This window comes from Streptococcus acidominimus (genome assembly GCF_001921825.1).
Classification (GTDB): domain Bacteria; phylum Bacillota; class Bacilli; order Lactobacillales; family Streptococcaceae; genus Streptococcus; species Streptococcus acidominimus.
This window is the reverse complement of sequence record NZ_MSJL01000025.1, coordinates 1-26,819: the sequence shown is the minus strand read 5'-3', so window position 1 is coordinate 26,819 and position 26,819 is coordinate 1. Positions and strand designations below refer to the sequence as shown.

Here is a 26,819-nt window from a genome sequence, read left to right as displayed (position 1 = left end):
AGTTAAGGTAATATAAATTAATACAATATAAATCAAACTAGGGTAAGCTAATCAAAATACGATAAAAACTACACTTAATAAATACCTACAAATGCTTTGTAGTTTATCCTATAACGATTTCATATTGTTTGGCATATATACTAGGTGTTTTGACTTTGTAGTTTCATATTCAAATCTCCCATATAACATAGAGATTTTTTAGTGTTGCAATCATTGGAACTAAACTACAATAGTCTATAGATTAAAATACCACTTGATGTCAAAAATCAAGTGGTATTTTTCACTCTTCAAGTAAATCAATAATCGCCTGTAGTTTCTTTTCCTGTTGATTTTTAGGAAGCTTAGCTACAGCCCTAATAAGTTTTTGGATGGTGTTACTATCAGCTTTTATATCAAAATTAAAAAATTCGCTGTAGGTCACATCTAAAGCCTCTAAGAGCTGTTCCAAGGTTTCTAAACGTGCTGAGTGCCTGTAGTTCTCCAATTTATTAACATACTTTATATCAAGTTGTGAGGCTTCTGACAATGCCTCTTGTGTCAATCCTTTTTCCTTACGTAACTCTTTAACTCTATCAGCTACAAAAATAGCCAGTGATTCATTATTATTCATTTTAATTATCCTTTTCAATTCAGAATATCATTTAGAGTCTCTAACTTGTACGTATAAAACAAGAACTTTTTAATAATATAGTTCCATTTTTAGAACGTTTTTGATATAATTTAATTATTAAAGAGTAATTATTTTTTTATACATTTGTTTGCTTAGGTAGCCATAAATTAATAGGAGATAAAGCTACTAATATCTTGATATTTCAAAACATCTAATGTATAGATTAATAATGCGTTTTATAGGAGGGAAAATATGCCACTTATTGACTTAGTAAAATACAATGGAAATCCAAACGTATTAGCATGGAAATACCCAAATGATGAACTGAGTACCTTTACACAACTGATTGTAAATGAATTTCAAGAAGCAGTATTAGTTAAAGAAGGTAAGATAGCTGATATTTTTCCTGCTGGACGATACACTCTTGATACCGCTAATATTCCTATCCTAAACAATATCGTTAATCTTCCTTTTGATGGGGAATCTCCTTTTACTGCGGAAGTATGGTATATCAACAAAGCCTATTGTCTTGATATAAAATGGGGAACACCTACACCAATACAGTTACAAGCCCCAGGTTTTGGAATATTTGTACCTGTTAGAGCTCACGGAACTTTCGGAATTAAAGTAACCAATTCAGAAATTTTCTTAAAAAATCTAGTTGGAACACTGCCTAATTTGGATACTATGGCTATTACAAATTTCTTTAAAGGTCTATATGTCACTAAAGTAAAGGATGCTATTTCTTCCTACTTGGTAAAAAAGAATGTTGGAATTTTAGAAATCAATGCCCATCTAAATGACCTTTCAAACTTTCTAGCTAATGAGTTACAACCTTTCTTCCAACAGTATGGTGTTAGTTTAATTAACTTCTACATAAATGATATTAGTGTTCCTGAAGATGATGAAGGGGTTAAACAATTAAAACTAGCACTTTCAAAACGAGCTGAAATGGATATTATTGGCTATAACTACCAGCAGGAAAGAACATTTGATGCCTTGGAGGGAGCAACGAAAAATTCAGGCTCTGATGCTTCCTCAGTGCTTGGGGCTGGTTTGGGTATGGCAATGGGGGTAGGTTTAGGTGGAAATCTTGCAAATAGTTTTTCTATATTAGCACAAGAATTGAACCCTCAGAATCTTACTCAGCAACAAGGAAATTCTTGTATCAAGTGTCACGCACACCTACAGGAAAATGCTAAATTCTGTTCCGAATGTGGACAAAAACAGGAATTGTCGTGTCCTCAATGTCAGCTTAAAGTTGAGTTGGGAATGAAATTTTGCTCTAATTGTGGACAAAAGTTAGGAGAATAGAAAATGTTAGATAATTTTAAAAATGCATCCTCAAAGATAAAAAACGAAAACGTCTTCTCACGTGCATTCCAACAGCCTAAAGATATATTTGAAAACGATAAATTACTCCAAGCTGAGAAAAGATTACAAAAATTTATGGAATCAACCTACAATGGTTATTTCCCGTTCTTGGTAGGACTTCTGCCGATAATGTACTCATTTTTTAGTCTTTATGGCTATATTAATGGGTATGGAGCTTTTTCTTTGATATTTGCCATCATTCTTGCTCTCATTGGATTTGGAGTATATTATATTGGTTTCATGCGACTACCGCAGTATAAACGATTTCCATTATACCTATCAGCTATTGCCGATAGTAAAAATGGCTCTCTAGATAAAATTACAAATACTGTAGGTTTTCCTTATGAAATAGTTGTCGCTGATATTGAATTTCTTATTCAAAAAAATATTCTAGAAAAAACCTATATCAATCATTCTAAGAGAGTAATAACATCTACTCTAATAGGGGAGGTTGTTTCAAAATCTACTGCCACCCAAAAGTGTTCCAACTGTGGAGCAACCGTTACCTTTTTAGGACAGTCAACAGAATGTGAGTATTGTGGAAGTACTGTTTATAAATAATAAAATATATAGAAAGGCGAGGAGCATGGATTATGAAGCCTAATAAACACCATATTCTTCCTCTAACATTAATTTTTGTAGGTATTCTACTAACAATAGTGTTTGCTACGGGGCTTAGGAAAAATAATCAGTTAACTCAAAAAATTGAAGATAGATATTTAGAAACTACTACTAGTTCAAGTAGTGAAAGTTCGACTAACCAAGAATCGTTTACATCTAATACCACTTCGGAGACTACTAGTACAGAAAGTAGCACAACTGAAACTATAACGACATCTAGCTCCTCAGAAACTTCAACAACATCACAAGTAACTACTAGTGAAACCAATCCTGTAGTTTTAGATGTCAATGATTTTGTGAGTAAGTATAACGATTCGGAGCTTGATACTAGCCTAACTTATCAATTCGATGCTGTGCCTGTTTGGCAAGAAGATTGGGACAACACTACCATATATATTGAAGACGGTACCACTGCTGGTTTCATGCTGTTTACTAGTTCATCTATTGCCAAAAAGATTGAAGATGCCTCTCTTGTTACATTTACAGTTAAAATTGATGCCAACTCTACTATTTACATAGACCCTGTACGTGTCACTTCAGCACAAGTTATACAGTAGTAGTGAGGAGATTACTTTGAATAAAATTTTTTTAAAATTAACACCACGTGAAATTGTATTTACTATATTTTCGGTATTTTGCTTAGCTCTAGCATTTATTTCATTTTCAGTTGTGAATAGCAATAACTCAAAAATAGAAAAGCTACTTGCTGTAGCTGAAAAAGCATCTAAAGCTACTGTAAGTCTTCCATTGGAACAAGAAAATTCAGATGATGACGACTCTGAATTAACAAATACTGATTCAGAAAATGAAAAAATTTCAGCCTCATGGAATGAAGAAACTAAAACCTTTGAAAGTCCTGAAGGAAAATTAGTGATTGATAAAATTGAAACAGTTAAAGGTTATAAAGATAAGCCCGTTCTGAAAGTTTCATTTTCTATTACTAATAAGAGTAGTGAGGAAAAGGGTGTACAATTATTGTTTAGTTCTTTAGTAGATATTAAACAAAGAAACGAGAATACATCGAATTCACTTTCTTATGGTTCGTTAACTTCGTCTGAAAATAACCATTTACAAGATAGGCTTAATGCTGGTGGAACAATATCAGGATTTTATCCTTTAGAGCTAGAAAATGAAACAGACCCTGTTATATTTGATTTTCAATATGATTATACGTCACTGTATGAGTGGAAGTATACATTAAAGTAGCTTAACGCTTGAAAATTCTATTCCAATGTCATATAATGGTAATAGAAAAAGGAGCTAGTTTGCAGACTAACTCCTAGTGTAAATCCGTTTAAGACGGTAGCACAGTTATATAGTTAAGAATAACCGTCTAACCTGCTAAAGTTAAAAGACGGTTATTTCTTTTTGTTGTTAAGCGAGATAAGAGCAATTACAGACATCAATAGAGCAATGATAAAACTACCAAAGTCCAACATCAACTGTAAAGCCTCTACTACAGACAAAAGAGCTACTCCTTTCTATCCAGATTTTAGCACTTACTTTCATAAGCACCACCACCTTTCAATCGGTTGTAGCTACCGTCATAACTTATTTACCTGCTCATTATAACACATGACTTAATATTAACAAAGAGATAATCCTTTTATATACCGACAAGCTATATTGTTTTTGATTGCCAAAATGATTGCCATTTTTGACAAGTGATGACGACTGATGGAAAGTAATATTCCTCTCAATCTGTGAAATGATAAGCTTCCTATTGATGTTGAAAGTTGATGATATAGTGACCTGTAATCAATACGGTCTCAAATAAAAGAGTGTATTTATTGCTTAAAACTATTGACATCAAGCCTTTTCCGAGTAATCGGGAAAGGTTTTTTCGCGCCATTGCTAATTGATACCCACTGAATGTCGCAATAGACGAAGAAAGGTGATGATATAGTCATTTAGTTTATATTTTTATTACTTCGTTAACTCGTCTTGCTGTACTATTGAGAAAAGTTACACTTTTCTTATCTATCACTTGTCTAGTTATCAACTAGACAACTACCTGCGACTCGTTGCCTAGTACTAAGAATAAACTAAACGGCTATAGAAGGGTATTTCTTCGGATCTTCGCAGAATATGAAGCCTCCACGAAGTTGTGAGCGCTGTGTCTGCGTACAGATGGTAAGTACTACCAGCTTTTTTAGACACAAAGCTGTTCCAATTTTAGCTGCTTACAGGTGGGGAGCTTTAGGGGAGGGCAAGAGCTGTTGACGGAGCAAGCCCTCATGATTTTTGTGAGGATAAGCCGTTCATGCTGATTTAGGTGGCTTATCTTCTATCATTTTTTTCAGAAAATACACCGGAATTTTCTTTGGCTTCCCAGTTCAAAAAATTTCTATTTTCTGCTATACTGGAACAGTGAATTGATTGAAAGTATGAGGACGAAAAATGAAGAGGACATCTTCCTTGGAGAGCCGTGTGGACTATGCTCTCATCTTACCCGTGTTTTTTTTGCTACTGATCGGTATTACCTCTGTTTATATTGCCGTTAGTCAGGACTATCCCCACAACGTAGCCCCCATTGTCGGTCAGCAGCTGATCTGGATTTTCTTAGGCATTGGTCTTGCTTTTTTAGTCATGTTGTTTAGTACCAAATTCTTATGGACGGTGACACCGATTTTATATGCCTTGGGGCTTGCTTTAATGGTCTTACCCTTGGTATTTTATAGTCCCGAATTAGTAGCTTCAACAGGAGCCAAGAACTGGGTGACCATTCGTGGAGTAACCCTCTTTCAGCCCTCTGAATTTATGAAAATTTCCTATATCGTCATGATGGCGCGAAGCATTGTGAGCTTTCAAAAGAAGTATTCTGTCAGGACCCTTCAAAAAGATTTTCAGCTGATTGCCTATTTGGCAGCATGGACGATTCCCGTCCTCTTGCTCCTCTACTTCCAAAAGGATTTGGGAACCTCTTTAGTCTTTCTCGCTATCTTTAGTGGAATGGTTCTGCTGTCTGGTGTATCGTGGAAGATTTTACTCCCAACCTTTCTTACTGCTCTGGTCTTGCTGGGTGGTTTCCTGCTTCTCTTCATAGCACCGGGTGGGACAACCTTCTTGCATAATATCGGCATGGATACCTATAAAATCAACCGTATTGTAGCCTGGCTGGATCCCTTTAAAAATGCAAAATCAACGACCTATCAGCAGGCACAAAGTTTAATAGCTATCGGTAGTGGTGGACTCAAAGGTTTGGGGTTTAATAAAACCAATCTCCTTGTTCCCGTTCGGGAGAGCGATATGATTTTTACGGTCATTGGAGAAGACTTTGGATTTATCGGTGGAGTGACTCTGATCGGACTGTATACCTTGTTGATCTACCGCATGCTGCGGATTACTCTGCAATCGAATAATCGTTTTTATACCTATATCTCGACAGGTTACATCATGATGTTGCTCTTCCATGTCTTTGAAAATATTGGGGCAGCCATCGGTGTCCTTCCTTTGACAGGTATTCCCCTGCCCTTTATCTCCCAAGGTGGCTCTTCCATCATTTCCAACCTGATCGGTGTTGGCTTGATGTTGTCTATGAGTTATCAGTATACCTTGTCCAACGAACAGCGCCATAATAAGTCGCGGGCATATAAGAAAATCACGATTAAGCGTGTAGAAAGATAGGTACATTATGAAAAAAGTCGCAGTTGTACTAGCAAATGGTTTTGAAGAAATAGAAGCCCTCACCCCAGTGGATGTTCTGCGCCGGGTATCAATTGAATGTGATATGGTAGGTTTGACTGCCCTAGAAGTTGAAGGTTCGCATGGGATCAAGGTACAGGCGGATCAGGTCTTTACAGGAGATTTATCAGCCTATGACATGGTTGTCTTACCAGGAGGGATGCCAGGTTCTGTGAACCTACGCGACCATGCAGGCTTGATTGCAGCCTTGCAAGTAGTGGCTGAAAAAGGCAAGTATGTAGCAGCTATTTGTGCAGCGCCGATTGTTTTGGAAAAAGCAGAGCTTCTAGTAGAGCGTCGTTATACCTGCTATCCCGGGCAGGAAGAAAGGATCGCTTCTGGTCAATATGTGACAGAGACGGTGGTTGTTGATGGTCCTATCATAACCAGTCGTGGAGCAGGAACAGCCTTAGACTTTTCCTATCGCTTGGTTGACCTCCTTGGTGGAGATGGGGCGAGCTTGGCAAAGGCAATGGTTTATGAAGGCTAGAAGTGATATTCTGATTGTTCAAGGATCTAGCTTAGACCATAATTGTATCAGATAAGGAGTGGCGAAAATCGATTTCTATGAAAGGCGATTTCTCCCTCCTTTTTTTGTAGGAATATGCTAGAAAATATGATATAATAAAGGGTACTATAGTCGCTCAGTTTACTTTTATTACTTCGTTAACTCATCTTGCTGTACTCCAGTACTACCTGCGACTCGTTGCCTAGTACTAAAAGTAAACTGAACAACTATAGTTCTGCTAGTCTGATGATGAATAGATGATTGTAGAATAGCTGTTAAAACCGAGGCAATATGTAAAAGGATTATGTTCTTCGTGTTGGAAGGTTCACTAGCTGTCCTTGCTTTTTAGTTTCCAGACTTAGGTGACAACAGTCTCGTATCCAAAGTTTGGAAAAAGAGCGGACGAAGTGAGTTAAAATGATAGTTGGTTGTTGGAGGATTTAGATAATACTCTGGCGCTAGCGCAGGATAATCAAATAGAGCAAACATGATACTTGTGTGCCCATAGGGTTTTAAAGGGCTGTTTTGCCAGAAGAATGAAGGAAGAAGAATGACAGAAGAAATCAATAAGTTACAGGAAAAGGCTCAAGAATATGATGCCAGTCAGATTCAGGTCTTGGAAGGATTAGAAGCGGTGCGCTTGCGTCCGGGAATGTATATCGGTTCAACCTCTAAAGAGGGCTTGCACCACTTGGTCTGGGAAATCGTTGATAACTCTATTGACGAGGCTCTGGCTGGTTTTGCGAGCCATATCGAACTCTACATTGAGAAAGACAATTCGATCACAGTCGTTGATAATGGACGCGGTATCCCAGTCGATATCCAAGAAAAAACAGGACGCCCAGCGGTTGAAACAGTCTTTACCGTGCTACATGCTGGAGGAAAATTTGGCGGTGGCGGCTACAAGGTATCCGGTGGCTTGCACGGAGTAGGTTCCTCCGTTGTAAATGCCTTATCAACGCAACTAGATGTACGCGTCTACAAGAATGGTCAGGTCTACTATCAGGAATACCGCCGTGGGGAAGTAGTGGCAGATCTTAAAGTCATTGATCAGACAGAAATGACAGGAACAACTGTCCATTTCACGCCCGATCCAGAAATCTTTACTGAAACGACAGAGTTTGACTTTGGGAAGCTCAATAAGCGCGTGCAGGAATTAGCCTTTCTCAATCGTGGCTTGCACTTGTCCATTACCGATAAGCGTGAGGGATTGGAACAAAGCAAGGAATACCACTATGAGGGAGGGATTGCTTCCTACGTTGAATACCTCAACGAAAACAAGGATGTCATCTTTGAAACACCGATCTATACTGACGGTGAGATGGATGATATCACAGTTGAAGTGGCTATGCAGTACACGACAAGCTACCATGAAAATGTGGTCAGCTTTGCCAATAATATCCATACCCATGAGGGTGGAACACATGAGCAGGGCTTCCGTACAGCTCTGACCCGTGTCATCAATGACTATGCCAAGAAAAATAAACTCCTCAAAGAAAATGAGGATAACCTAACAGGAGAGGATGTTCGGGAGGGATTGACAGCGGTCATTTCTGTCAAACATCCCGGACCGCAGTTTGAAGGGCAAACCAAGACCAAACTGGGAAATAGCGAAGTGGTTAAGATTACCAATCGCCTCTTCTCTGAAGCTTTTTCAGAGTTTCTCTTAGAGAATCCGCAGGTTGCCCGTCGCATTGTAGAAAAGGGAATTTTAGCAAGTAAGGCCCGGATTGCTGCCAAGCGAGCAAGGGAAGTGACCCGTAAGAAATCAGGCTTGGAAATTTCAAACCTGCCTGGAAAATTGGCAGACTGTTCTTCAAACGATCCAGCCCAAACCGAACTCTTTATCGTAGAGGGAGATTCAGCTGGTGGATCAGCTAAGTCAGGACGCAATCGTGAATTTCAAGCGATTTTGCCAATCCGCGGGAAAATTCTCAATGTTGAAAAGGCAAGCATGGATAAAATCTTAGCCAATGAGGAAATTCGTAGTCTGTTCACTGCCATGGGAACAGGCTTCGGAGCTGAATTTGACGTGAGCAAGGCTCGCTACCAGAAACTCGTTATTATGACCGATGCCGATGTCGATGGTGCCCATATCAGAACCCTACTCTTGACCCTCTTTTACCGCTACATGCGTCCAATTGTTGAGGCTGGCTATGTCTACATTGCCCAACCACCGATTTATGGCGTCAAGGTTGGAAGTGATGTCAAGGAGTACATTCAACCAAGTGTTAATCAAGAGCAGGAATTGCAGGAAGCACTCGCGCGCCATAGTCAAGGCCGTTCTAAGCCAACCATTCAACGTTACAAGGGACTTGGAGAAATGGATGATCATCAATTATGGGAAACCACAATGAATCCAGAAAATCGCCTAATGGCTCGTGTATCTGTTGATGATGCAGCAGAGGCGGATAAAATTTTTGATATGCTCATGGGAGATAAGGTGGAACCTCGTCGCGAATTTATCGAAGAAAATGCGGTTTATTCAACACTTGACGTTTAATTTTCTAAAAAACAAGTGCATATCGCCAAAAAGTATGATATAATAAAGCGATATTTTCCAGTACAAACTATTATCTAAGGAGATTTACATGTCTAGAGGAACAATCATTTTAATCGTTGCGATTGTTGTTATCTTAATTATTGCTTATATTGCCTGCCTTATCGCCCGTAAACGAAATGATAATTTATTGCTTGCGTTAGAAGATCGAAAAGAAGATTTATTCAATCTACCTGTCAATGATGAGGTAGAGGCTGTGAAGAGCCTGCATTTGATCGGTCAAAGTCAGGTATCTTTCCGGGAATGGAATCAGAAATGGGTAGATTTATCCCTCAATTCCTTTGCCGATATTGAAAACCATATTTTTGAAGCAGAAGCCTTTAATAATTCTTTCCGATTTGTTCGTGCCAAGCACGCTATTGATAGTATCGAGAGCCAAATCGATTTGATTGAAGAAGATATTATTGCCATTCGTCAAGGACTAAAAGACTTAAAGGAACAGGAAGAAAAGAATTCAGGTCGTGTCAAACATGCCTTGGATCTCTTTGATAGCCTACAAGAATCTGTCCGTGAGCATGCAGAACAATACGGTGAAACCTTGCCAGAATTGGAAAAACAACTTAAAAATATTGAAGTTGAATTTTCTGAATTTGTGATGCTTAACTCTTCGGGAGATCCGATTGAAGCTGCGGGGATTTTAGACAAGGCAGAAGAACACATGATTGCCCTCAATCAAATCATGGATCGGATTCCTGCCTTGATTGAGAAAGTCAACCAATCCTTACCAGACCAATTAGAAGACTTGGAAGCAGGCTACCGCAAATTAGTGGATGAAGGCTACTTATTTACAGAAGGGAATGTAGAGTCTCGTTTCCAAGAAATTCGAGTAGCTGTTCGTGAAACAACTGCCCTTATCGTATCATTTGACTTGGATGCTGCTGAGGCAGAAATCGGAGAAATCCAAACGAAGATCGACTTCCTATACCAAATCTTTACGCGTGAAATCGAAGCGCACAAGGCAGCTGTGAAGATTAGCAAAAATCTACCAAAATTCCTTGAACACGTTGTTCACAATACAGGTATTTTGACAGCGGAAGCAGAGCGCTTGAACCAAACCTATATTTTGGCGGAAAGCAAGCTCTCCCGTATTTCAAAACTCACAGCTAATCTATCATCAATGGAAACAGTTGTACATGATAGTATTGCAGAACTAGAAACACCACAAGTTGCTTATTCTATTCTTGAGGAACGCTTAGAGCATTCTCTTACCACCCTTAAGCAAATGGAGGAGGAGCAGTTGGTACTGGCAGATTATCTGAAATCACAAGAGGTATCTGAAACCAATGCTCGCAAGAAAGCTACCCTCTATATCAATCAGTTGCACACCTTGAAACGCTACATGGAAAAACGGAGCCTACCAGGGATTCCGGAGGACTTCTTGTCCGTCTTCTTCAGAGCCAGTGGTCATGTGGAAGCCTTGTTGGCGGAACTGGATTACAAGCGAATGAATATTGAAATTATCAATCGCTTGCTAGAAAATGCTACATTTGATATGAGCGAGTTAGAAGAAGTGGCCTATACCATTGTTCAAAATGCGGCTCTAACGGAGCAACTATTGCAATACTCAAACCGCTACCGTTCATCAAATGCTTCCATTCAACAAGCCTTTACCCGCGCCTTGGCGATTTTTGAGAAGGACTACGATTATCAAGCAGCATTTGAAGAAATTTCATTTGCCTTGGAGGCTGTTGAGCCAGGAGTAACAGAACGTTTTGTCCGTTCGTATGAAAAGACACGAGAAACCATTCGTTACTAGAACAAAAAGCCTTGAGGCTTTTTGTTTTATACTCATAGCTAATTTTGATTTTTGACGAGTATAAGGAGGAAAAAATGACTGTAAAAGGACTACTGGTCATGGATGTAGATAGCACCCTGATTTTAGAAGAAGGAATTGACTTGCTAGGAGAAGAGGCAGGTGTTGGAAGTGAAGTTGCGAATATTACTGAACGTGCCATGCGGGGCGAACTTGATTTTAAAGAGGCGTTAGCCGAACGGGTCGCCCTATTAAAAGGCTTGCCCGTCAGCGTTTTTGAAGGTATTTTAGAAAAGATCCACTTTACCCCTGGTGCCAAAGAGCTGGTTGAAACCTTGCACAAGAGGGGCTACAAGGTTGCTGTTGTTTCAGGAGGCTTTCATGAAACGGTTGATGTCCTTGCTAAAAAGCTAGGCATTGATTACGTTAAGGCCAATCGATTGGAAGTAGAGGCAGGGGTTCTCACCGGTCGTGTTCGAGGTCATATCGTCACCAAGGAAACAAAAAAAGCCTGTCTCAAGCAATGGGCGACTGACAATGGCTTGGATATGACGCAGACAATTGCGGTAGGAGATGGTGCCAATGACTTGCCAATGATACAGGCGGCAGGTCTTGGGATTGCTTTTTGTGCTAAAACGATTGTACAAGAACAGGCTCCTTACCAGATCAATGAAAAAAATCTTGCGAAAGTTCTTGAAGTAATGGACGCTGTCTCCAAATAATCGATTCGACGCTAGCCTCATCTAGTTTATGTTTTATTGCTTCGTTATTTCACCAAGGCTCTTGACAAAGTATCTTTTTGATTTTTAAAGAGTTTCAACTACCTGTGACTTTCGAAGAAAATAAAATGACTATATAAAATAGGTAGGATCTTGTGTCGCTACCTGTTTTATATCTCGACTTAACCAAATAATTTTTTCCAAAAAGAGGGCTTTTTCTCCGCTTTAGTAGGAGTAGGATGGAGGAGATGAGCAAATTGCCTTGAAAGTTCTCGCTCATTAACCTGACTAGGACAATCGGTATGAATGACCAAGCCAAAGAGAGTAGCGCAGTCTTCCGTGACAATAGTCGCTTCACATCCTAATTCTTGCGCTGTTTTCAGATAGAAAATCTGCTTTTGATCGTCGATAAAGGGGGAAATCTTGACCAAGACAGGCGTGAAATTTTGCCTAATCTTCTTTAGAATTTCTTTGAAATGTTCCGCAAACTCTTGTGAATTGGCTTCATCAAGACTGCACAAACCGATCACACGTTCTTCAAAGGTATTTAAAAATGTTCGCTGCTCATCTGGATTGACTTTCAAGCCACCAGCAGCCTGTTGCATAATGAGGGTATTGATATCTTTCATATCCCTAGTATACCATAAAAGAGTGGCTCAGCAAATAGAGGGAAATAATCTTTACCACGAAAAGTGGAGCAAACTATGGTACAATAAAGTTGTACTCTACGAAAATCAAAAGGATACGCTCTCACCTTGTCTTGATGAATTGGCTTCGAGCTAGAACTCTCTGGCAAAAAGACCAAACTCATTGATTGCAAGACAATCTGCTTCCTAAGATAGCAGATAACCGTATCTGTAAATCCTTCAATTACCCAAGATCCGAGGGCGTTTGACATGAGTTGCACTCGTTCTATTTCCAACCTTCCCCAGTCTATTCCCAGACTGTTTGACACGAGTTACACTCGTTTTATCTCCAACCTTCCCCAGTCTATTCCTAGACTGTTTGACACGAGTTGCACTCGTTTTATTTCCAACCTTCCCCAGTCTATTCCTAGACTGTTTGACACGAGTTGCACTCGTTTTATTTCCAACCTTCCCCAGTCTATTCCTAGACTGTGGAAGCGAGCAAAGGCATACCCCATTTATGTATTAACAGTCACTTCCCTGACTGTTAATACCGTATCTGTACAACGAGCAAGCTCGTAACAGCTACGGCAAAATAGGAGTTTTGACGCAGAACTTTTAGATGAGAATTTGCTCCGCAAACTTCTATTTCCCGCCTCCAAAGGTATCCCACACCTTTAGAGCTAGGAAGATTTATCCCTAAAGGGAGCCACAGCTGTAACTAGCTAAAGCTAGAACACCTGCGTCTCTTTTTTCCGAGGTTTTAGACTGAACTCAATTATACAAGATACGAGAGCGTTAAAAACTCAAAGCGCACTTCTTCATGTAATAATAGTCACTTCCCTGACTGTTATTACTGTATCTGTAAAGCAGGCATAGCCTGCAACAGCTACGGCAAACTAGAAAATTTGACGAGTGAAAAGCTCCAGTGGAGGTTTTCAGCCTACTTCCTAAGAAGTAGGTATGGCTGTAATTAGCTCAAGGGAATACAGTTTTCACACAGAGTTTAGAGCGTGTTCAATTATAAAAGATAAACTAAATGACTATAACAACTTTTCAATTTGATTTTCACCTAGTATCAGTATGACAAAGGAGATCGTTATGAAATTATTCAATCGGGAAATTTTACCAGGTTTTTTTCTGTCCTTTTTGGTGGCCTTTATTGCCAAAAGAGTAGCAGTCTTTTTGCCTAGTATCGGTGCGGCTAGTTTATCGATTTGTATCGGTATCATTCTAGGAAATACAGTGTGTAGAAGTCAGCGCTTGGAAAAAGGAACCAAGTTTTCAGAAAGTAGGCTGTTGGAGCTTTCAGTAGCTCTACTGGGGCTGACAGTGACCTTTCAAACGATTGGAGTGCTAGGTCTTTCAGGGCTATTCTATATTGTGTTCATGATGACCAGCGTTATTCTCTTTACCTATTTTTTAGGACAAAGACTAGGATTTAAGGATGAAATGTCTCTCATGATTGCAGGAGGAAACGCTGTCTGTGGCTCATCTGCTATCGGAGCCATTGCACCAGCTATCAAGGCCGATAGCAGGGATAAGGGACAAGCAATTGTCCTCATCAATCTCTTAGGGACCATTTTGATGTTTGTCTTACCCGTTGTTGGTGTGCAGATTTTGGGATTTTCAGACTTGGCAAATAGCGCCCTAACAGGTGGTGTACTGCAGTCTGTTGGGCAGGTAGTGGCATCAGCCAGCCTGATTAATCCCCAGGTTACCCAGTATGCGACCCTGTTTAAGATTACACGGATTCTATTTCTAGTGGTCGTGGTCTTTGCCTTTGAACGATTGATGGTCAAGAAAAAGCAGGATTTTACAACTGAAAATAATTCTGAAAAGTCTATCTTTCATAATATTCCTTGGTATATTCTAGCTTTTTTGCTTCTTTGTTTTCTGAATAGCGCCCTCTCCCTCCCCCATTCTTTCAGCCTAGTTTCAAAGTTCTTTAGCTCTTGGTTTGAAATGATAGCACTTGCAGCTATTGGCCTACGTTTGGACTTTAAGAAATTTCTGCAAGAAGGTCCGAGATTTTTAATTTACATGGGTTTCATTGGTCTATTTCAGCTAGCAATCGCCCTATTATTGATCTTTGCTTTCCGAATTGGGTAGAAGTAGAAAGTGGGAAACGCTATCATTGCAACAGATGCAAAAAAAGTAAGTTTTTCCTTGAAAAAAATGCGTTTTTGAGGTAACATGGTTTAGTAAATAAAATTAACTCAAAGGAGAGTAAAAAATGTCAATTATTACTGATGTTTACGCTCGCGAAGTCCTAGACTCACGCGGTAACCCAACACTTGAAGTAGAAGTGTACACTGAATCAGGCGCATTCGGTCGTGGAATGGTTCCTTCAGGAGCTTCTACTGGTGAACATGAAGCAGTTGAGCTTCGTGATGGAGATAAATCTCGTTACCTTGGTCTTGGTACACAAAAAGCTGTTGATAACGTAAACAATGTTATTGCAGATGCTATCATCGGTTACGATGTCCGCGACCAACAAGCTATTGACCGCGCAATGATCGCTCTTGATGGTACTCCAAACAAAGGTAAATTGGGTGCCAATGCAATCCTTGGTGTGTCTATCGCCGTAGCACGCGCTGCTGCTGACTACCTTGAAATCCCACTTTACAGCTACCTTGGTGGATTCAATACAAAAGTTCTTCCAACACCAATGATGAACATCATTAACGGTGGTTCTCACTCAGATGCTCCAATCGCTTTCCAAGAATTTATGATCTTGCCAGTTGGTGCACCTACATTCAAAGAAGGTCTTCGTTGGGGTGCTGAAGTATTCCACGCTTTGAAGAAAATCCTTAAAGCACGCGGTTTGGTAACAGCTGTTGGTGATGAGGGTGGATTCGCTCCTAAATTTGAAGGAACTGAAGACGGTGTTGAAACAATCATCGAAGCAATCGAAGCAGCTGGTTACGAAGCTGGTGAAAATGGAATCATGATTGGTTTCGACTGTGCATCATCTGAATTCTACGACAAAGAGCGTAAAGTGTATGACTACACTAAATTTGAAGGTGAAGGCGCTGCTGTCCGTACTTCTGCAGAGCAAATTGACTACCTTGAAGAATTGGTAAACAAATACCCAATCATCACTATCGAAGACGGTATGGATGAAAATGACTGGGATGGATGGAAAGCTCTTACTGAACGTCTTGGTAAACGTGTTCAATTGGTTGGTGATGACTTCTTCGTTACAAACACAGACTACCTAGCACGCGGTATCAAAGAAGGAGCTGCAAACTCAATCCTTATCAAAGTAAACCAAATCGGTACTCTTACTGAAACATTTGAAGCGATTGAAATGGCGAAAGAAGCTGGTTACACTGCGGTTGTATCACACCGTTCAGGTGAAACTGAAGATTCAACAATCGCTGACATCGCGGTTGCAACAAATGCAGGTCAAATTAAGACAGGTTCATTGTCACGTACTGACCGTATTGCTAAATACAACCAATTGCTTCGTATTGAAGATCAACTTGGTGAAGTTGCAGTTTACAAAGGGTTGAACTCTTTCTACAACTTGAAAAAATAATCTCTTGATGAGGTTAGGGGCGTAAAGCCTCGAACTATCAACACTCTAGGATTCTTTCCTAGGGTGTTTTTTAGAATTTACTACCCTCTGTACTATCCCGTACTTGAAATGCTGTATTTTTTGTATAGTAAGAGAGCAGCCTTATGTTTATAGATTGCTGTTTCAAGGACGAAACGGCTTCAAGAGTCTGGGCATAGATTTGAGAAATAGAAGTTTCCGCAGTAAACTCCCTCTAGTCTCTGTGAGTCTCCTATTTTTGCCGTAGCTGTTGCAGACCGTACGCCCCAAGGGGATAGTCGCTTTTAATGTCCTTGTATAGTCGCTCAGTTTACTTTTATTACTTCGTTAACTCACCTTGTGTAATTGAACTCGGACTAAAAGCTCGGAAAAAAGAGACCCAACTGTTGCAACTTTAGTTGCTTACAGGTGTGGCTCCCTTTAGGGATAAACATTCCTATAAGCTACGCTTCTACGTCATGTTTCCTAATTTTCGGTCGCTTTTTTGACGTCCTCGTATCTTAAATTGTACTATTGAGAAAAGTTGCACTTTTCTTATCTATCACTTGTCTAGTTATTAACTAGACAACTACCTGCGACTTTTGACGAAACCTTCGTTTTCTTCATTTCCTAGCTCCCCCAGTCTTTCCCCAGCCTGTTTTGACGAAACCTTCGTTTTCTTCATTTCCTAGCTCCCCCAGTCTTTCCCCAGCCTGTTTTGACGAAACCTTCGTTTTCTTTATTTCCCACCTCGCCCATTCTCTCCCCAGACTGTTTTGACGAAAACCTTGTTTTCTTTATTTCCCAGCTCAAACAGTCTCTCCCCAGACTGTTTGAGCTACTACTAAAAGTAAACTGCACAACTATATCTTATGTAGAAAAGTCGCACAATTATTTTCTAGGTAGAGCAGATCATTTTCTTGACAATCCTGGAAATAGATGCTATACTGATAATAGAAATAAATAGAATATGAACAAGCAGTAAATTTATTTACGTAGCCGGGTCTATAAATGTGTAGACAGCAGAAGTGGTTTAGTATCAAGCTGAGCATATCTGTGAGACAGTACAAACTGTCCATAGGTGTGCTCTTTTTTCTGTTTTCATATCAAAAGGAGGAAATACAATGAACGTTATCAACACGATCCTGAAAACAAAAAGGGGCCTTGCTTTTCTTATAGGAATGCTCAGTCTGGGAATGGGGCTCATTTTAGAGAATTTTTTGAGCAGTTGGAGTGTCGGCTTATTTTGCTTAGCCATCATCTTACTGGGTGGGCCAATTGCCAAAGATGTTTTTGAAGAGATGCGTGATACCGGTGATTTTCAGGTTGATTTATTGATGATCCTATCAGCCCTTGGGGCAGTTGCTATCGGTTATTTTAGCGAAGCGGCGATCCTGCTCTTTATCTTTGCGGCGTCCGAGGTCTTAGAAGACTATGTTTATCGAAAATCCATGGTAACCATGGAAACCTTAATGACCCAAGTTCCTAAGCAGGCTAGTGTGTTGCGAAGTGACGGGCAAGTGGAGTTGAGAGATCTGGAAGAGATACAGATTGATGATCTTCTTGTAGTGGCAAAGGGACAGCAAATAGCCCTAGATGGGAAAGCGCAGGAGCCGATGCTTGTAGACGAAAGCCTACTGACAGGTGAAAGTCTTCCTGTCATGAAAGCTAAAGGGGACTTGGTCTTTGCGGGAACATTGAATATAGGTGATACTGCTACTTATCAGGTTAGCAAGGAAAGTGGAGAAAGTCGCTATGCCCAGATTGTATCGCTGATTCAAGCTGCTAGTAGTAGCCAGAGCAAGCGGGATCAACGGATTCATCAACTGCAAAAGAAATACGTGATAGCAGTCTTGGTTGGGGTCGCAGTTTTTATTGCCTGTTTGATGTTTCTTCAACAGCAGTCCTTTATTGAAGCCTTTTACCGCGGCATGATTTTATTGACGGTAGCAAGTCCTTGTGCCTTGATTGCCTCTATTACACCTGTCATGCTTAGTGCCATGAGCTTTGGTGCCAAGAATGGGATGTTGATTAAAAATGGTCAAGTCTTGGAAAATATGATGCAGCTATCAGTCCTCTGTACGGATAAAACGGGAACCTTGACGAGAGGGAAATTTCAGGTCAGTGACTATCAGTTAGACGAGCCGGAGCTGTTGCCGTTGCTATTATACATGGAAAGCAGGTCTACCCATCCTTTAGCGACTTCTATCTTGGCTCACTTTAACGATATAGACTACGGTGTAGTGGACACCACCTTGCCTGTCAAGGAACATGTCGGACAGGGGATTCAGATGGGAGATCTGATGATTGGCAATCAGCAGTTTGTCCAATCCGCTACTGATCCGCATGGCTATTTGACAAAAGAAAGTTATGGAAGTTTGTTGTTTATTGCACAGCATAATCGGATTGTTGGTTTTATTGAATTGCTTGATACCCTAAGAGATGAAGCAAGGGCAACAGTGACAGCTTTGCAACAGGCAGGTGTAGAAGTTGTCATGCTGACGGGGGATAGGAGAGAAACTGCCGAGTTTGTAGCGGAACAATTGCAGATTGAAACAGTCCATGCCCAATGCCTGCCAGAGGACAAGGTGAACTATTTGCACGAATATGCTAAGGAGGATAGGGTGGTCGGTATGATTGGAGATGGGCTCAATGATGCTCCAATCTTGGCTCATGCAGCGATTGGAATCGCCATGGGTGGTGGAACAGATGTAGCGCTTGAGATGAGCGACATCATCATTATCCATAACAATCTGACCAAGGTGAATGTCCTGTATCAACTTAGTCGTAAATACGGTAGGATTACCCGCTTTAATATTGCTTTTTCGATAGCTGTCATCATTCTCTTAATCGTGTTGAACTTTATGGGAATTTTGGACTTGACCAAAGGTGTCTTCTTTCATGAAGTATCAACGATCCTCGTTATCTTAAATGGATTAAGGTTGTTGAAATGGAAGTAAGATTAGAAAATTTCTAGATATTTAGACAATACATATAAATGAGTATCTGGAAATAGATGTTGCGAGTGCTAAAAAATATAGATATTTAGTTTACTTTTAGTATTAGCTCAAACAGTCTGGGGAGAGACTGTTTGAGGTGGGAAATAAAGAAAACGAAGTTTTCGTCAAACCAGTCTGGGAGAGACTGTTTGAGATTGGCGTGCTAACGACAATCAGATGCCTACTGTGATGTTACCTAGAGTTGCTCAACTTTTCGATTACGCTTTGTCAGTGAGTTGTAGCCCGAGTTCAATTATACAAGATACAAGGGCGTTAAACGAGCAAAGCAAAAATAGGAGTTTTGACGAAGAACTATAAGTTCTAGGAAAAACTATCTTTTTTGCACAGCTCGTAGCCCGAGTTCAATTATACAAGACGAATTAACGAAGTAATAAAAGATAAACTAATTGACTATAAAACGATTTTCATGCTCTCCCTCAATTTATTTTCATCCTGCCCTTGAGCAAGGAAAAAGATTTTACATCAATCATTCTCCCATTGATTAGCAGTTGGATACCTAGTAGATGAACTTGCTTCCTTTGAAGAAGAGGGAGGGTAATAGTTAAGAGATACATTGCGGAAGGTAGTTCAACTTTTGTCTTTAGCAGTTACTGAAATCAGCACGGTGTGATAGGTGTTTAGGCTGTTCAAGCCAATGATTGATTTATAGGAAGATTCTGAATTTACAAAACCTTTAAATAATACAAGTAAGTGGTATCTTTTACAGAGTTTTTGGTATAATAAAGACTATTGAATTTATAAGGAGATTTTTATGATAAAAAAGGGAGCCTTAACAGGTTTACTCCTGTTTGGTATATTCTTTGGAGCAGGAAATTTAATTTTCCCGCCTACACTCGGTGCCTTGTCGGGTCAGAATTTTTGGCCTGCCATTAGTGGATTTGTTTTGTCAGGAGTAGGTATTGCTGTCTTGACCCTCATCATTGGAACTTTAAATCCCAAAGGCTATGTGTATGAGATTTCGCGCAAAATTGCGCCGTGGTTTGCAACGACCTATCTAGTAGCCCTCTACCTGTCTATCGGTCCTTTCTTTGCGATTCCTAGGACAGCAACGACAGCTTATGAAGTAGGTATTGCTCCGCTTCTATCAGGTAGCAGCCAGTGGAGCTTGTTCCTCTTTACCTTCTTCTACTTTATTGCAGCCTATCTTATCTCGCTTAATCCATCTAAAATCTTGGATTTAGTAGGAAGGATCTTGACTCCAGTCTTTGCCTTATTGATTGTGGTATTGGTCGTCTTAGGGGCTACAAAGTATGGTAGTGGTAATCCTATGCCCGCATCTGGAGCCTACATGACATCTGCTTTTGGAACAGGATTTTTAGAGGGTTACAATACCCTAGACGCCCTTGCTTCTGTTGCCTTTAGCGTCATTGCAGTAGAGACCATGAATCAGCTTGGATTTTCTTCTAAAAAAGAATATGTTTCAACGATTTGGATTGTTGGAGTGGTAGTGGCCCTAGGCTTTAGTGCCCTGTATATTGGACTTGGATTCTTAGGGAATCATTTCCCGATTCCAGCGGATGTGATGGCTTCTGATGCCAATAAGGGTGTTTACGTCTTGTCGCAAGCTACGCAAGCGATTTTTGGTTCGAGCGCTCAGATCTTCCTAGCCATCATGGTGACCATGACCTGCTTTACAACGACAGTTGGCTTGATTGTTTCAACTGCAGAGTTCTTTGTAAAAACCTTCCCACGTTTAGGGTATCAGGTCTACGCCACTCTCTTTACCTTGATTGGCTTTGGGATTGCTAATATCGGTCTGTCCGCTATTATTTCCTACTCTGTACCTGTTTTACAAATTCTTTATCCGATCACCATCGCTATTGTGCTTCTGGTCATTGTCAATCGATTGCTTCCTCTATCAAAAATTGGTATGCAATTGACCATTGCTTCGGTTACTCTCATCGCAGTTGCGACGATTATCGGGACACAATTCAAATTAGAAAGTGTCAATCATGTGATCAATCTCTTGCCATTTGCCGGTGCCTCCCTTCCATGGTTAGTACCAGCAGTGGTTGGCATTCTATTGTCTATCTGTCTGCCCGGTAAGCAAAAGGCGGAAATATTTGAAATCGAATAAGCTCTTAAATCTATTACGAAAGTGGTAGATTTTTTTAGACTGTGTGAAAGATAGTTTTTAGGTCTTGGGCTTTTTGAGGTTTAGGAAGTAGCTGATACACTCCATATCAAATTCAAGTTTTTTCATATCAAATTCTCTAGCTTTTAAGGTTCCAGAAGACTATACTAGAGATACAAAAAGAGAAGGAGCAATGAAATGACATCAGTTGTATTTCTATTATCGGTGTTCTTGGCAGGAATGTTATCCTTTTTTTCACCCTGTATCTTACCCCTTTTACCAGTCTATGTCGGGGTCTTACTGGATGCAGATGAGCCGAGGACAATTCGGCTTTTAGGACTTGAGATTGCCTGGTATGGTATTCTCAAAACATTATGTTTTATTGCAGGACTATCCATGGTTTTCATTATCTTGGGCTATGGAGCTGGCTTTCTCGGAAATCTCCTCTATGCAGATTGGTTCCGCTATATTCTAGGAGCAATCGTTATCCTCCTTGGTATTCACCAAATGGGGATTATCAATCTGACGCAACTGCAGAAACAAAAGAGCGTCCAATTCAAGCAGAACAAAAAACGCAATGATTTTTACAATGCTTTTTTACTCGGTCTCACCTTTAGTTTTGGGTGGACGCCCTGTGTCGGACCAGTGCTTAGTTCGGTTCTTGCCATTGCAGCGTCTGGAGGAAATGGTGCTTGGCAAGGAGCCATCCTGATGTTGCTCTACACACTAGGTCTTGCCCTACCGTTCTTATTGCTAGCCCTAGCTTCCTCATTTGTCCTCCGCTACTTCAGCAAAGTTAAACCTTACATGGGACTCTTGAAGAAGATCGGCGGTGCGATTATTATCTTAATGGGTATCTTGCTCATGTTTGGTAACCTAAATATCTTTACACAATTAGTGGGATAAGATAAAGAATATAATAACAAGGAGAAATCTCATGAAAAACAAAACTGTATTACTTGCTAGCCTCTTATCAGTCGGATTATTAACGGCTTGCTCTACTCAAAAGCAAGAGGATATGAAAAAAGCAGAGGATAGTGCAATGATGAAAAAGGAAGACAAGATGTCTGATGAGAAAGAGGACATGAAAGAAGAGGATATGAAGAAAGGAGACAGTACAGCAATGAATAATGGAAAACCAGCACCGGATTTTAGTTTACAAGGTATAGATGGGAAGACCTACCAGTTATCTGATTTCAAGGGGAAAAAAGTCTACCTCAAATTCTGGGCTTCATGGTGTTCCATCTGCCTTTCAACCTTGCATGACACAGATGAGCTTGCGAGCCAAGTAGAAGGAAAGGACTATGTTGTGTTGACAGTCGTTTCTCCTGGTCACATGGGCGAAAAGTCTGCAGAAGATTTCAAAAAGTGGTATGATGGACTTGACTACAAACACATGCCAGTTCTTCTTGATACAAGCGGAAAACTATTGCAAGAATATGGTGTCCGTGCTTACCCGACTTCAGCCTTTATTGGTAGTGATGGTGTATTGGTAGAAGTCCATCCAGGATTTATGGATCAAGCAGGTATCAAAGACAAGCTCCAAGAAATAAAGTAGGAGGGAAGCTATGGAAGTTAAGTCCAAATTATTGCTCCTCCTCGGTAGTGCCTTGCTGATACTTTTCGTCTTTGTATTAGGAAGTCGCTTCTTGACGGGTTCTGCTACGTCATCTACTTCTCAAATCAAGGAAGCAAGTATGAACCAAGGCAGTCAAGTTATAAGAAAGGATAAAAAAGACAATATGAAGAAAGATCTTAGAGAAATTTATCTTGCAGGTGGTTGTTTCTGGGGAGTAGAAGAATACTTCTCACGTGTTGCAGGTGTAACGGATGCTGTATCTGGCTATGCGAACGGCAGAGGCAATACCACTAAATATGAGTTGATTGCCCAGACAGGTCATGCTGAAACGGTTAAAGTAACCTATGATAAGAATCAGATCTCCTTACGTGAGATTTTGCTCCATTATTTCCGGATTATTGACCCAACGAGTGTCAATAAACAAGGCAATGACCGTGGAACACAGTATCGAACTGGAGTTTATTATACGGATGAAGAAGATGTAGCGCTTATCGAAGAAGTCTTTGATGAACAAGCCAAGAAATTGGAGCAACCACTGGCTGTTGAAAAAGCTAGCTTGGAAAATTTTGTAGAAGCAGAAGAATATCACCAAGATTACCTGAAGAAAAATCCGAATGGTTACTGCCACATCAATGTCAATCAGGCTAGCTACCCTATCATTGATGACAGTCTGTATCACAAACCGAGCAACGAAGAGATCAAGAAAATGTTGACAGCAGAAGAGTACGCTGTGACCCAAAAGAATGATACAGAACGTGCCTTCTCAAACCGCTATTGGGATCAATTTGAAGAGGGTATCTACGTGGATATTGTAACAGGAGAGCCTCTCTTTTCTTCAAAAGATAAGTATGATTCAGGTTGTGGCTGGCCAAGTTTCTCAAAACCAATTAGTCCAGATGTCATCACCTATAAAGACGATAATAGTTTTAATATGGTACGGACAGAGGTGAGAAGTCGAGTGGGTGATTCTCATCTGGGACATGTCTTTACAGATGGTCCCAAAGATAAAGGTGGTCTGCGCTACTGCATTAACAGTCTGTCCATCAAATTTATTCCAAAATCAGAAATGGAAAGTAAAGGCTACGGCTATCTGCTAGATTATCTGTAAGCTCCTCTTTCCTAACTGCAATGATGATGGCTATTTTAGGAATCGACTAATGACTTTCATTTGATGATTGGAATGATAAGGCGAGGAAACTCGCCTTATTTCTGATGAACGAGGCATTGAATAGAGCAATGAGAGATACGATTGTTTAGTATCTGTTTCGTACTAGGCAAGGAGTTGCAGGTAGTTGATCCTCTTTAAAATTCAAAAAGGTACGTTGTCAAGAGCCATGGTGTAGCTGATCTCAAGCTAAAAGAACGGAAAATAGAGATACGAGTGTTCTAATCTTTAGCTAATTACAACTGTACCTCCCTTTCGGCCTATTGCCTAATCTGTAATTAGTTAAAGGGAACACCGTTTTTACACAGAGTTTAGGGCGTGTTCATTATAAAAGAGAAATGAAGTGACTATAAGAAGTTGCTTTTAGGAGTAGAAGCATAGGACAGGAGAAATACATGTATAAAATGATGATTGTAGAGGATGAATACCTTGTCCGGCAGGGAATTTCCTCCCTGATTGATTTTGAAAAGTTGGGGATGGAGGTCTTAGCAGAAGCTGAAAATGGCTTGGAGGCTTGGGAATTGTTTCAAAAAGAGCAGGCAGCTATTCTCTTGACCGACATCAATATGCCCCGCATGAATGGTATCCGCTTGGCACAATTGGTGAGGGAGCATTACCCAGAGACCCATATCGTCTTTTTGACGGGCTATGATGATTTCGACTATGCCCTCTCGGCTGTCAAACTAGGAGCAGATGACTACCTCCTCAAGCCCTTTTCTAAAGCTGATGTGGAGGAAATGCTCCTCAAGCTGAAAGACAAACTAGATAGAGAAGAAAAGCGCCAGCAGATTCGCGAGCTAGTCCAGAAAAGTGAGGAGTCGAGCCTCGCCCTGCTGATCCAAGAACGCTTGGCAGATCGGGATTTATCGCTCAAAACTCTCGCTCAAGATCTAGGCTTTAGCCCCTCTCATCTTAGCCTCGTTTTGAAAAAGGAACTGGGCATGCCCTTTCAAGACTATCTGATTCAGGAGCGGATAAAAAAGGCCAAGCTCCTGCTCTTAACGACAGATTTGAAGATTTATGAAATAGCAGAGCAAGTGGGCTTTGAAGATATGAACTATTTCTCACAACGCTTCAAGCAGGTTGTAGGCATGACACCGCGCCAATTTAAGAAAGGAGAACAAGGATGAAACGCTATTCTCTCTTTGTCCAAATGGTTGTCTACATTGCTATGACCATGCTGATCCTCCTAGATATTGTCGGTGCAGCTTACTATCATACGACTTCTAGCCTCATTCGAGAAATGACTGAGAAAAGCACGCAAAACACCATTTCGCAAAGTGGACAATTCGTCCAGTCCTACTTGGAAAAACTAAAGGGAACAACCAGCGGTCTTGCAAGGAATGACTTGGTCAAGGCCTATGCAAAAGATTCCACTGCTGAAAATGAGCAACACCTCCGAAAGTTGTTCGATACGATTTTATCAACGGATCATGATCTGGTTTCAGCCCTCCTTGTTACAAAATCGGGTTACTTGGTGGCAACGGATGAGGCGTCCAGCATGAAGACCTCTAGCGATATGATGAAAGAGGCTTGGTATCAGGCAGCTATTCAGGAACATGCTATGCCTGTCCTGACCCCTGCGCGTCAGAATCTTTCAGAATCAAATGACAAGTGGGTAGTCTCCATTACCCAAGAAGTGGTAGATAGTCAAGGAAATAATCTTGCCGTCCTGCGTCTGGATATTGCCTACGACACCCTCTCGCGTTATTTGGATCGTCTGCAATTGGGGGCAGATGGCTTTACCTTTATCATCAATAGCAAGCATGAATTTGTCTATCACCCTAAAAAAAGCGTCTATTCATCCAGCCAAGAGATGAAAGCCTTAGAACCCTATATCCTTACAAAAGATGGTTATGTCAATCAAGGCGCGTCCTATGCCTATCAGTACCAGATTCCAGAGAGCGACTGGGTGGTTATCGGGGTTGCTTCCTTGGAAAATCTCCACCAGTTACAAGGACAGATGCTGATGTCCTTTGTGGTCACGGGTCTCTTAGCCTTGGGGATCTGCCTTTTGGGGATCTGGGCCATCTTACGTCACTGGCTTAAGCCCCTGCGAGATTTACAGGAAACTATTTTGGCGATTGGAGATGGTGACGCCAGCCTGCGTGCGAAAGAAGAAGGGGCTCCTGAATTGGTAGATTTAGCCCATCACTTTAACCGCATGTTAGATCAGATTGATAAATTGATGTTAGCTGTCAAAGAAGAAGAACAAAATGTCCGAAACTACGAACTGCAAGCCCTCTCCAGTCAAATCAATCCGCATTTCCTTTACAATACCCTAGACACAATTGTTTGGATGGCAGAGTTTAACGATAGTGAGAAAGTAGTCGAAGTGACCAAGTCGCTCGCTAAGTACTTCCGTCTTGCCCTTAATCAGGGGAACGAACAGATTGCCTTAAAAGATGAGATTGACCATGTACGCCAGTATCTTTTTATCCAAAAACAGCGCTACGGGGATAAGTTGACCTATGAAATCGAAGAAGATGAGCGATATGACCATTTCCAACTGCCTAAGTTGGTCTTGCAACCCTTGGTTGAAAATGCTATCTATCACGGAATAAAAGAAATAAAGGGACAAGGTTTGGTGCGCGTGTCTGTTAAAGAAAAAGACAATTTTCTGGTTATTTCCATCTCTGACAATGGTCGTGGCTTTATCGCTCAAGATACGACAGAAAATCTTTTGATCAAGCTAGGAGGTGTCGGTCTTACAAATGTTCATCAACGCTTGCGCCTACAATTTGAAGAGCAGTATCAGATGCAGATTGACTCAAAAAAAGGTTCTCATACAATTATTTCGCTTTTCTTTTTCAAAAAATAAGGTTATTGGATATTTTTAGAAAAATATTAAAAGATATTAGACTTGTTCGGTAACTACTTGGTTTCAAAATTAATAATCCCACAAATTAACTCAGCACGTATTTCAAAACGTTTTCTCCGACCACGATAGTCTTGTTTCATGATTTGAAAAGTCTTAAACTTCGC

21 protein-coding genes, 1 pseudogene and 1 riboswitch are annotated in these 26,819 nt (G+C 40.5%); of the genes and pseudogenes, 18 read left to right on the top strand and 4 right to left on the bottom strand.

Annotation, left to right across the window (positions count from 1 at the left end; genetic code table 11):
• Nucleotides 1–280: 280 nt before the first annotated feature.
• Complete coding sequence (locus BU200_RS06370; RefSeq protein ID WP_075099382.1) at nucleotides 281–610, bottom strand: helix-turn-helix domain-containing protein; 330 nt, start codon at nucleotides 608–610, stop codon at nucleotides 281–283.
• Nucleotides 611–862: 252 nt separating this feature from the next.
• On the opposite strand from BU200_RS06370, the gene BU200_RS06365 reads away from it, so the two are divergent.
• From BU200_RS06365 to BU200_RS06350, 4 genes are read left to right on the top strand one after another with little or no spacing between them, the layout of a single operon-like run.
• Nucleotides 863–1,924: an SPFH domain-containing protein gene (locus tag BU200_RS06365; RefSeq protein ID WP_075099381.1), complete on the top strand. Its 1,062-nt coding sequence runs from the start codon at nucleotides 863–865 to the stop codon at nucleotides 1,922–1,924.
• A 3-nt stretch (nucleotides 1,925–1,927) separates the two neighbouring features.
• Nucleotides 1,928–2,545, top strand: coding sequence for a TFIIB-type zinc ribbon-containing protein (locus BU200_RS06360; protein WP_075099380.1), 618 nt, complete (start codon nucleotides 1,928–1,930; stop codon nucleotides 2,543–2,545).
• Between the two features lie 32 nt (nucleotides 2,546–2,577).
• Nucleotides 2,578–3,162: a hypothetical protein gene (locus tag BU200_RS06355; protein ID WP_075099379.1), complete on the top strand. Its 585-nt coding sequence runs from the start codon at nucleotides 2,578–2,580 to the stop codon at nucleotides 3,160–3,162.
• Between the two features lie 16 nt (nucleotides 3,163–3,178).
• A complete protein-coding gene (locus tag BU200_RS06350) occupies nucleotides 3,179–3,811 on the top strand; it encodes a DUF5067 domain-containing protein (protein WP_075099378.1) in 633 nt (210 codons plus the stop codon).
• A gap of 152 nt (nucleotides 3,812–3,963) precedes the next feature.
• Here BU200_RS06350 and BU200_RS11380 read toward each other — a convergent pair whose 3' ends face one another.
• Nucleotides 3,964–4,071, bottom strand: a complete 108-nt coding sequence (locus BU200_RS11380; RefSeq protein ID WP_075099377.1) for a putative holin-like toxin — start codon at nucleotides 4,069–4,071, stop codon at nucleotides 3,964–3,966.
• A gap of 934 nt (nucleotides 4,072–5,005) precedes the next feature.
• Between BU200_RS11380 and BU200_RS06340 the strand changes: the two genes are divergently transcribed.
• From BU200_RS06340 to serB, 5 genes are all read left to right on the top strand, one after another.
• On the top strand, nucleotides 5,006–6,232 hold the full coding sequence (locus tag BU200_RS06340) for an FtsW/RodA/SpoVE family cell cycle protein (protein WP_075099376.1): 1,227 nt from the start codon (nucleotides 5,006–5,008) through the stop codon (nucleotides 6,230–6,232).
• A gap of 7 nt (nucleotides 6,233–6,239) precedes the next feature.
• Nucleotides 6,240–6,779, top strand: a complete 540-nt coding sequence (locus BU200_RS06335; protein ID WP_075099375.1) for a DJ-1 family glyoxalase III — start codon at nucleotides 6,240–6,242, stop codon at nucleotides 6,777–6,779.
• Nucleotides 6,780–7,347: 568 nt separating this feature from the next.
• Nucleotides 7,348–9,300, top strand: a complete 1,953-nt coding sequence (gene gyrB, locus BU200_RS06330) for a DNA topoisomerase (ATP-hydrolyzing) subunit B (RefSeq protein WP_075099374.1) — start codon at nucleotides 7,348–7,350, stop codon at nucleotides 9,298–9,300.
• Between the two features lie 88 nt (nucleotides 9,301–9,388).
• Nucleotides 9,389–11,113: a septation ring formation regulator EzrA gene (ezrA, locus tag BU200_RS06325; RefSeq protein ID WP_075099373.1), complete on the top strand. Its 1,725-nt coding sequence runs from the start codon at nucleotides 9,389–9,391 to the stop codon at nucleotides 11,111–11,113.
• Nucleotides 11,114–11,187: 74 nt separating this feature from the next.
• A complete protein-coding gene (serB, locus tag BU200_RS06320) occupies nucleotides 11,188–11,832 on the top strand; it encodes a phosphoserine phosphatase SerB (RefSeq protein WP_075099372.1) in 645 nt (214 codons plus the stop codon).
• Between the two features lie 179 nt (nucleotides 11,833–12,011).
• Here the strand turns inward: serB and BU200_RS06315 are convergent, their stop codons facing one another.
• Nucleotides 12,012–12,458, bottom strand: a complete 447-nt coding sequence (locus BU200_RS06315; protein ID WP_075099371.1) for a DUF1694 domain-containing protein — start codon at nucleotides 12,456–12,458, stop codon at nucleotides 12,012–12,014.
• A gap of 1,098 nt (nucleotides 12,459–13,556) precedes the next feature.
• Between BU200_RS06315 and BU200_RS06305 the strand changes: the two genes are divergently transcribed.
• From BU200_RS06305 to BU200_RS06265, 9 genes are all read left to right on the top strand, one after another.
• The gene (locus BU200_RS06305; RefSeq protein ID WP_083609372.1) at nucleotides 13,557–14,567 is read left to right on the top strand and encodes a YeiH family protein; all 1,011 of its coding nucleotides are present in this window, start codon (nucleotides 13,557–13,559) and stop codon (nucleotides 14,565–14,567) included.
• A gap of 124 nt (nucleotides 14,568–14,691) precedes the next feature.
• Nucleotides 14,692–15,999, top strand: coding sequence for a surface-displayed alpha-enolase (eno, locus tag BU200_RS06300; RefSeq protein WP_075099368.1), 1,308 nt, complete (start codon nucleotides 14,692–14,694; stop codon nucleotides 15,997–15,999).
• Between the two features lie 957 nt (nucleotides 16,000–16,956).
• Nucleotides 16,957–17,063, top strand: a riboswitch (NiCo riboswitch).
• Between the two features lie 57 nt (nucleotides 17,064–17,120).
• Nucleotides 17,121–18,956, top strand: a complete 1,836-nt coding sequence (locus BU200_RS06295) for a heavy metal translocating P-type ATPase (protein WP_075099367.1) — start codon at nucleotides 17,121–17,123, stop codon at nucleotides 18,954–18,956.
• Between the two features lie 811 nt (nucleotides 18,957–19,767).
• On the top strand, nucleotides 19,768–21,093 hold the full coding sequence (brnQ, locus tag BU200_RS06290) for a branched-chain amino acid transport system II carrier protein (RefSeq protein ID WP_075099366.1): 1,326 nt from the start codon (nucleotides 19,768–19,770) through the stop codon (nucleotides 21,091–21,093).
• A 195-nt stretch (nucleotides 21,094–21,288) separates the two neighbouring features.
• The gene (gene ccdA2 / locus BU200_RS06285; protein WP_075099365.1) at nucleotides 21,289–21,996 is read left to right on the top strand and encodes a thiol-disulfide oxidoreductase-associated membrane protein CcdA2; all 708 of its coding nucleotides are present in this window, start codon (nucleotides 21,289–21,291) and stop codon (nucleotides 21,994–21,996) included.
• Between the two features lie 31 nt (nucleotides 21,997–22,027).
• Nucleotides 22,028–22,648: a redoxin family protein gene (locus BU200_RS06280; protein WP_075099364.1), complete on the top strand. Its 621-nt coding sequence runs from the start codon at nucleotides 22,028–22,030 to the stop codon at nucleotides 22,646–22,648.
• A 10-nt stretch (nucleotides 22,649–22,658) separates the two neighbouring features.
• A complete protein-coding gene (gene msrB, locus BU200_RS06275) occupies nucleotides 22,659–23,777 on the top strand; it encodes a peptide-methionine (R)-S-oxide reductase MsrB (protein WP_075099363.1) in 1,119 nt (372 codons plus the stop codon).
• Nucleotides 23,778–24,229: 452 nt separating this feature from the next.
• Nucleotides 24,230–24,964, top strand: a complete 735-nt coding sequence (locus tag BU200_RS06270; RefSeq protein ID WP_075099362.1) for a response regulator transcription factor — start codon at nucleotides 24,230–24,232, stop codon at nucleotides 24,962–24,964.
• Nucleotides 24,961–26,655, top strand: a complete 1,695-nt coding sequence (locus BU200_RS06265; RefSeq protein ID WP_075099361.1) for a cache domain-containing sensor histidine kinase — start codon at nucleotides 24,961–24,963, stop codon at nucleotides 26,653–26,655. The genes BU200_RS06270 and BU200_RS06265 overlap by 4 nt, the downstream gene beginning before the upstream one ends.
• A gap of 53 nt (nucleotides 26,656–26,708) precedes the next feature.
• On the opposite strand, the pseudogene BU200_RS10930 reads toward BU200_RS06265, so the two are convergent.
• Nucleotides 26,709–26,819, bottom strand: a pseudogene (locus BU200_RS10930) (IS5/IS1182 family transposase); the annotation flags it as partial.

What these genes read in the sequence shown, in the direction of transcription:
- BU200_RS06370 (WP_075099382.1), bottom strand. Translation starts at nt 610, where the DNA reads ATGAATAATAATGAATCACTGGCTATTTTTGTAGCTGATAGAGTTAAA.
- BU200_RS06365 (WP_075099381.1), top strand. Translation starts at nt 863, where the DNA reads ATGCCACTTATTGACTTAGTAAAATACAATGGAAATCCAAACGTATTA.
- BU200_RS06360 (WP_075099380.1), top strand. Translation starts at nt 1,928, where the DNA reads ATGTTAGATAATTTTAAAAATGCATCCTCAAAGATAAAAAACGAAAAC.
- BU200_RS06355 (WP_075099379.1), top strand. Translation starts at nt 2,578, where the DNA reads ATGAAGCCTAATAAACACCATATTCTTCCTCTAACATTAATTTTTGTA.
- BU200_RS06340 (WP_075099376.1), top strand. Translation starts at nt 5,006, where the DNA reads ATGAAGAGGACATCTTCCTTGGAGAGCCGTGTGGACTATGCTCTCATC.
- BU200_RS06335 (WP_075099375.1), top strand. Translation starts at nt 6,240, where the DNA reads ATGAAAAAAGTCGCAGTTGTACTAGCAAATGGTTTTGAAGAAATAGAA.
- gyrB (WP_075099374.1), top strand. Translation starts at nt 7,348, where the DNA reads ATGACAGAAGAAATCAATAAGTTACAGGAAAAGGCTCAAGAATATGAT.
- ezrA (WP_075099373.1), top strand. Translation starts at nt 9,389, where the DNA reads ATGTCTAGAGGAACAATCATTTTAATCGTTGCGATTGTTGTTATCTTA.
- serB (WP_075099372.1), top strand. Translation starts at nt 11,188, where the DNA reads ATGACTGTAAAAGGACTACTGGTCATGGATGTAGATAGCACCCTGATT.
- BU200_RS06315 (WP_075099371.1), bottom strand. Translation starts at nt 12,458, where the DNA reads ATGAAAGATATCAATACCCTCATTATGCAACAGGCTGCTGGTGGCTTG.
- BU200_RS06305 (WP_083609372.1), top strand. Translation starts at nt 13,557, where the DNA reads ATGAAATTATTCAATCGGGAAATTTTACCAGGTTTTTTTCTGTCCTTT.
- eno (WP_075099368.1), top strand. Translation starts at nt 14,692, where the DNA reads ATGTCAATTATTACTGATGTTTACGCTCGCGAAGTCCTAGACTCACGC.
- BU200_RS06295 (WP_075099367.1), top strand. Translation starts at nt 17,121, where the DNA reads ATGAACGTTATCAACACGATCCTGAAAACAAAAAGGGGCCTTGCTTTT.
- brnQ (WP_075099366.1), top strand. Translation starts at nt 19,768, where the DNA reads ATGATAAAAAAGGGAGCCTTAACAGGTTTACTCCTGTTTGGTATATTC.
- ccdA2 (WP_075099365.1), top strand. Translation starts at nt 21,289, where the DNA reads ATGACATCAGTTGTATTTCTATTATCGGTGTTCTTGGCAGGAATGTTA.
- BU200_RS06280 (WP_075099364.1), top strand. Translation starts at nt 22,028, where the DNA reads ATGAAAAACAAAACTGTATTACTTGCTAGCCTCTTATCAGTCGGATTA.
- msrB (WP_075099363.1), top strand. Translation starts at nt 22,659, where the DNA reads ATGGAAGTTAAGTCCAAATTATTGCTCCTCCTCGGTAGTGCCTTGCTG.
- BU200_RS06270 (WP_075099362.1), top strand. Translation starts at nt 24,230, where the DNA reads ATGTATAAAATGATGATTGTAGAGGATGAATACCTTGTCCGGCAGGGA.
- BU200_RS06265 (WP_075099361.1), top strand. Translation starts at nt 24,961, where the DNA reads ATGAAACGCTATTCTCTCTTTGTCCAAATGGTTGTCTACATTGCTATG.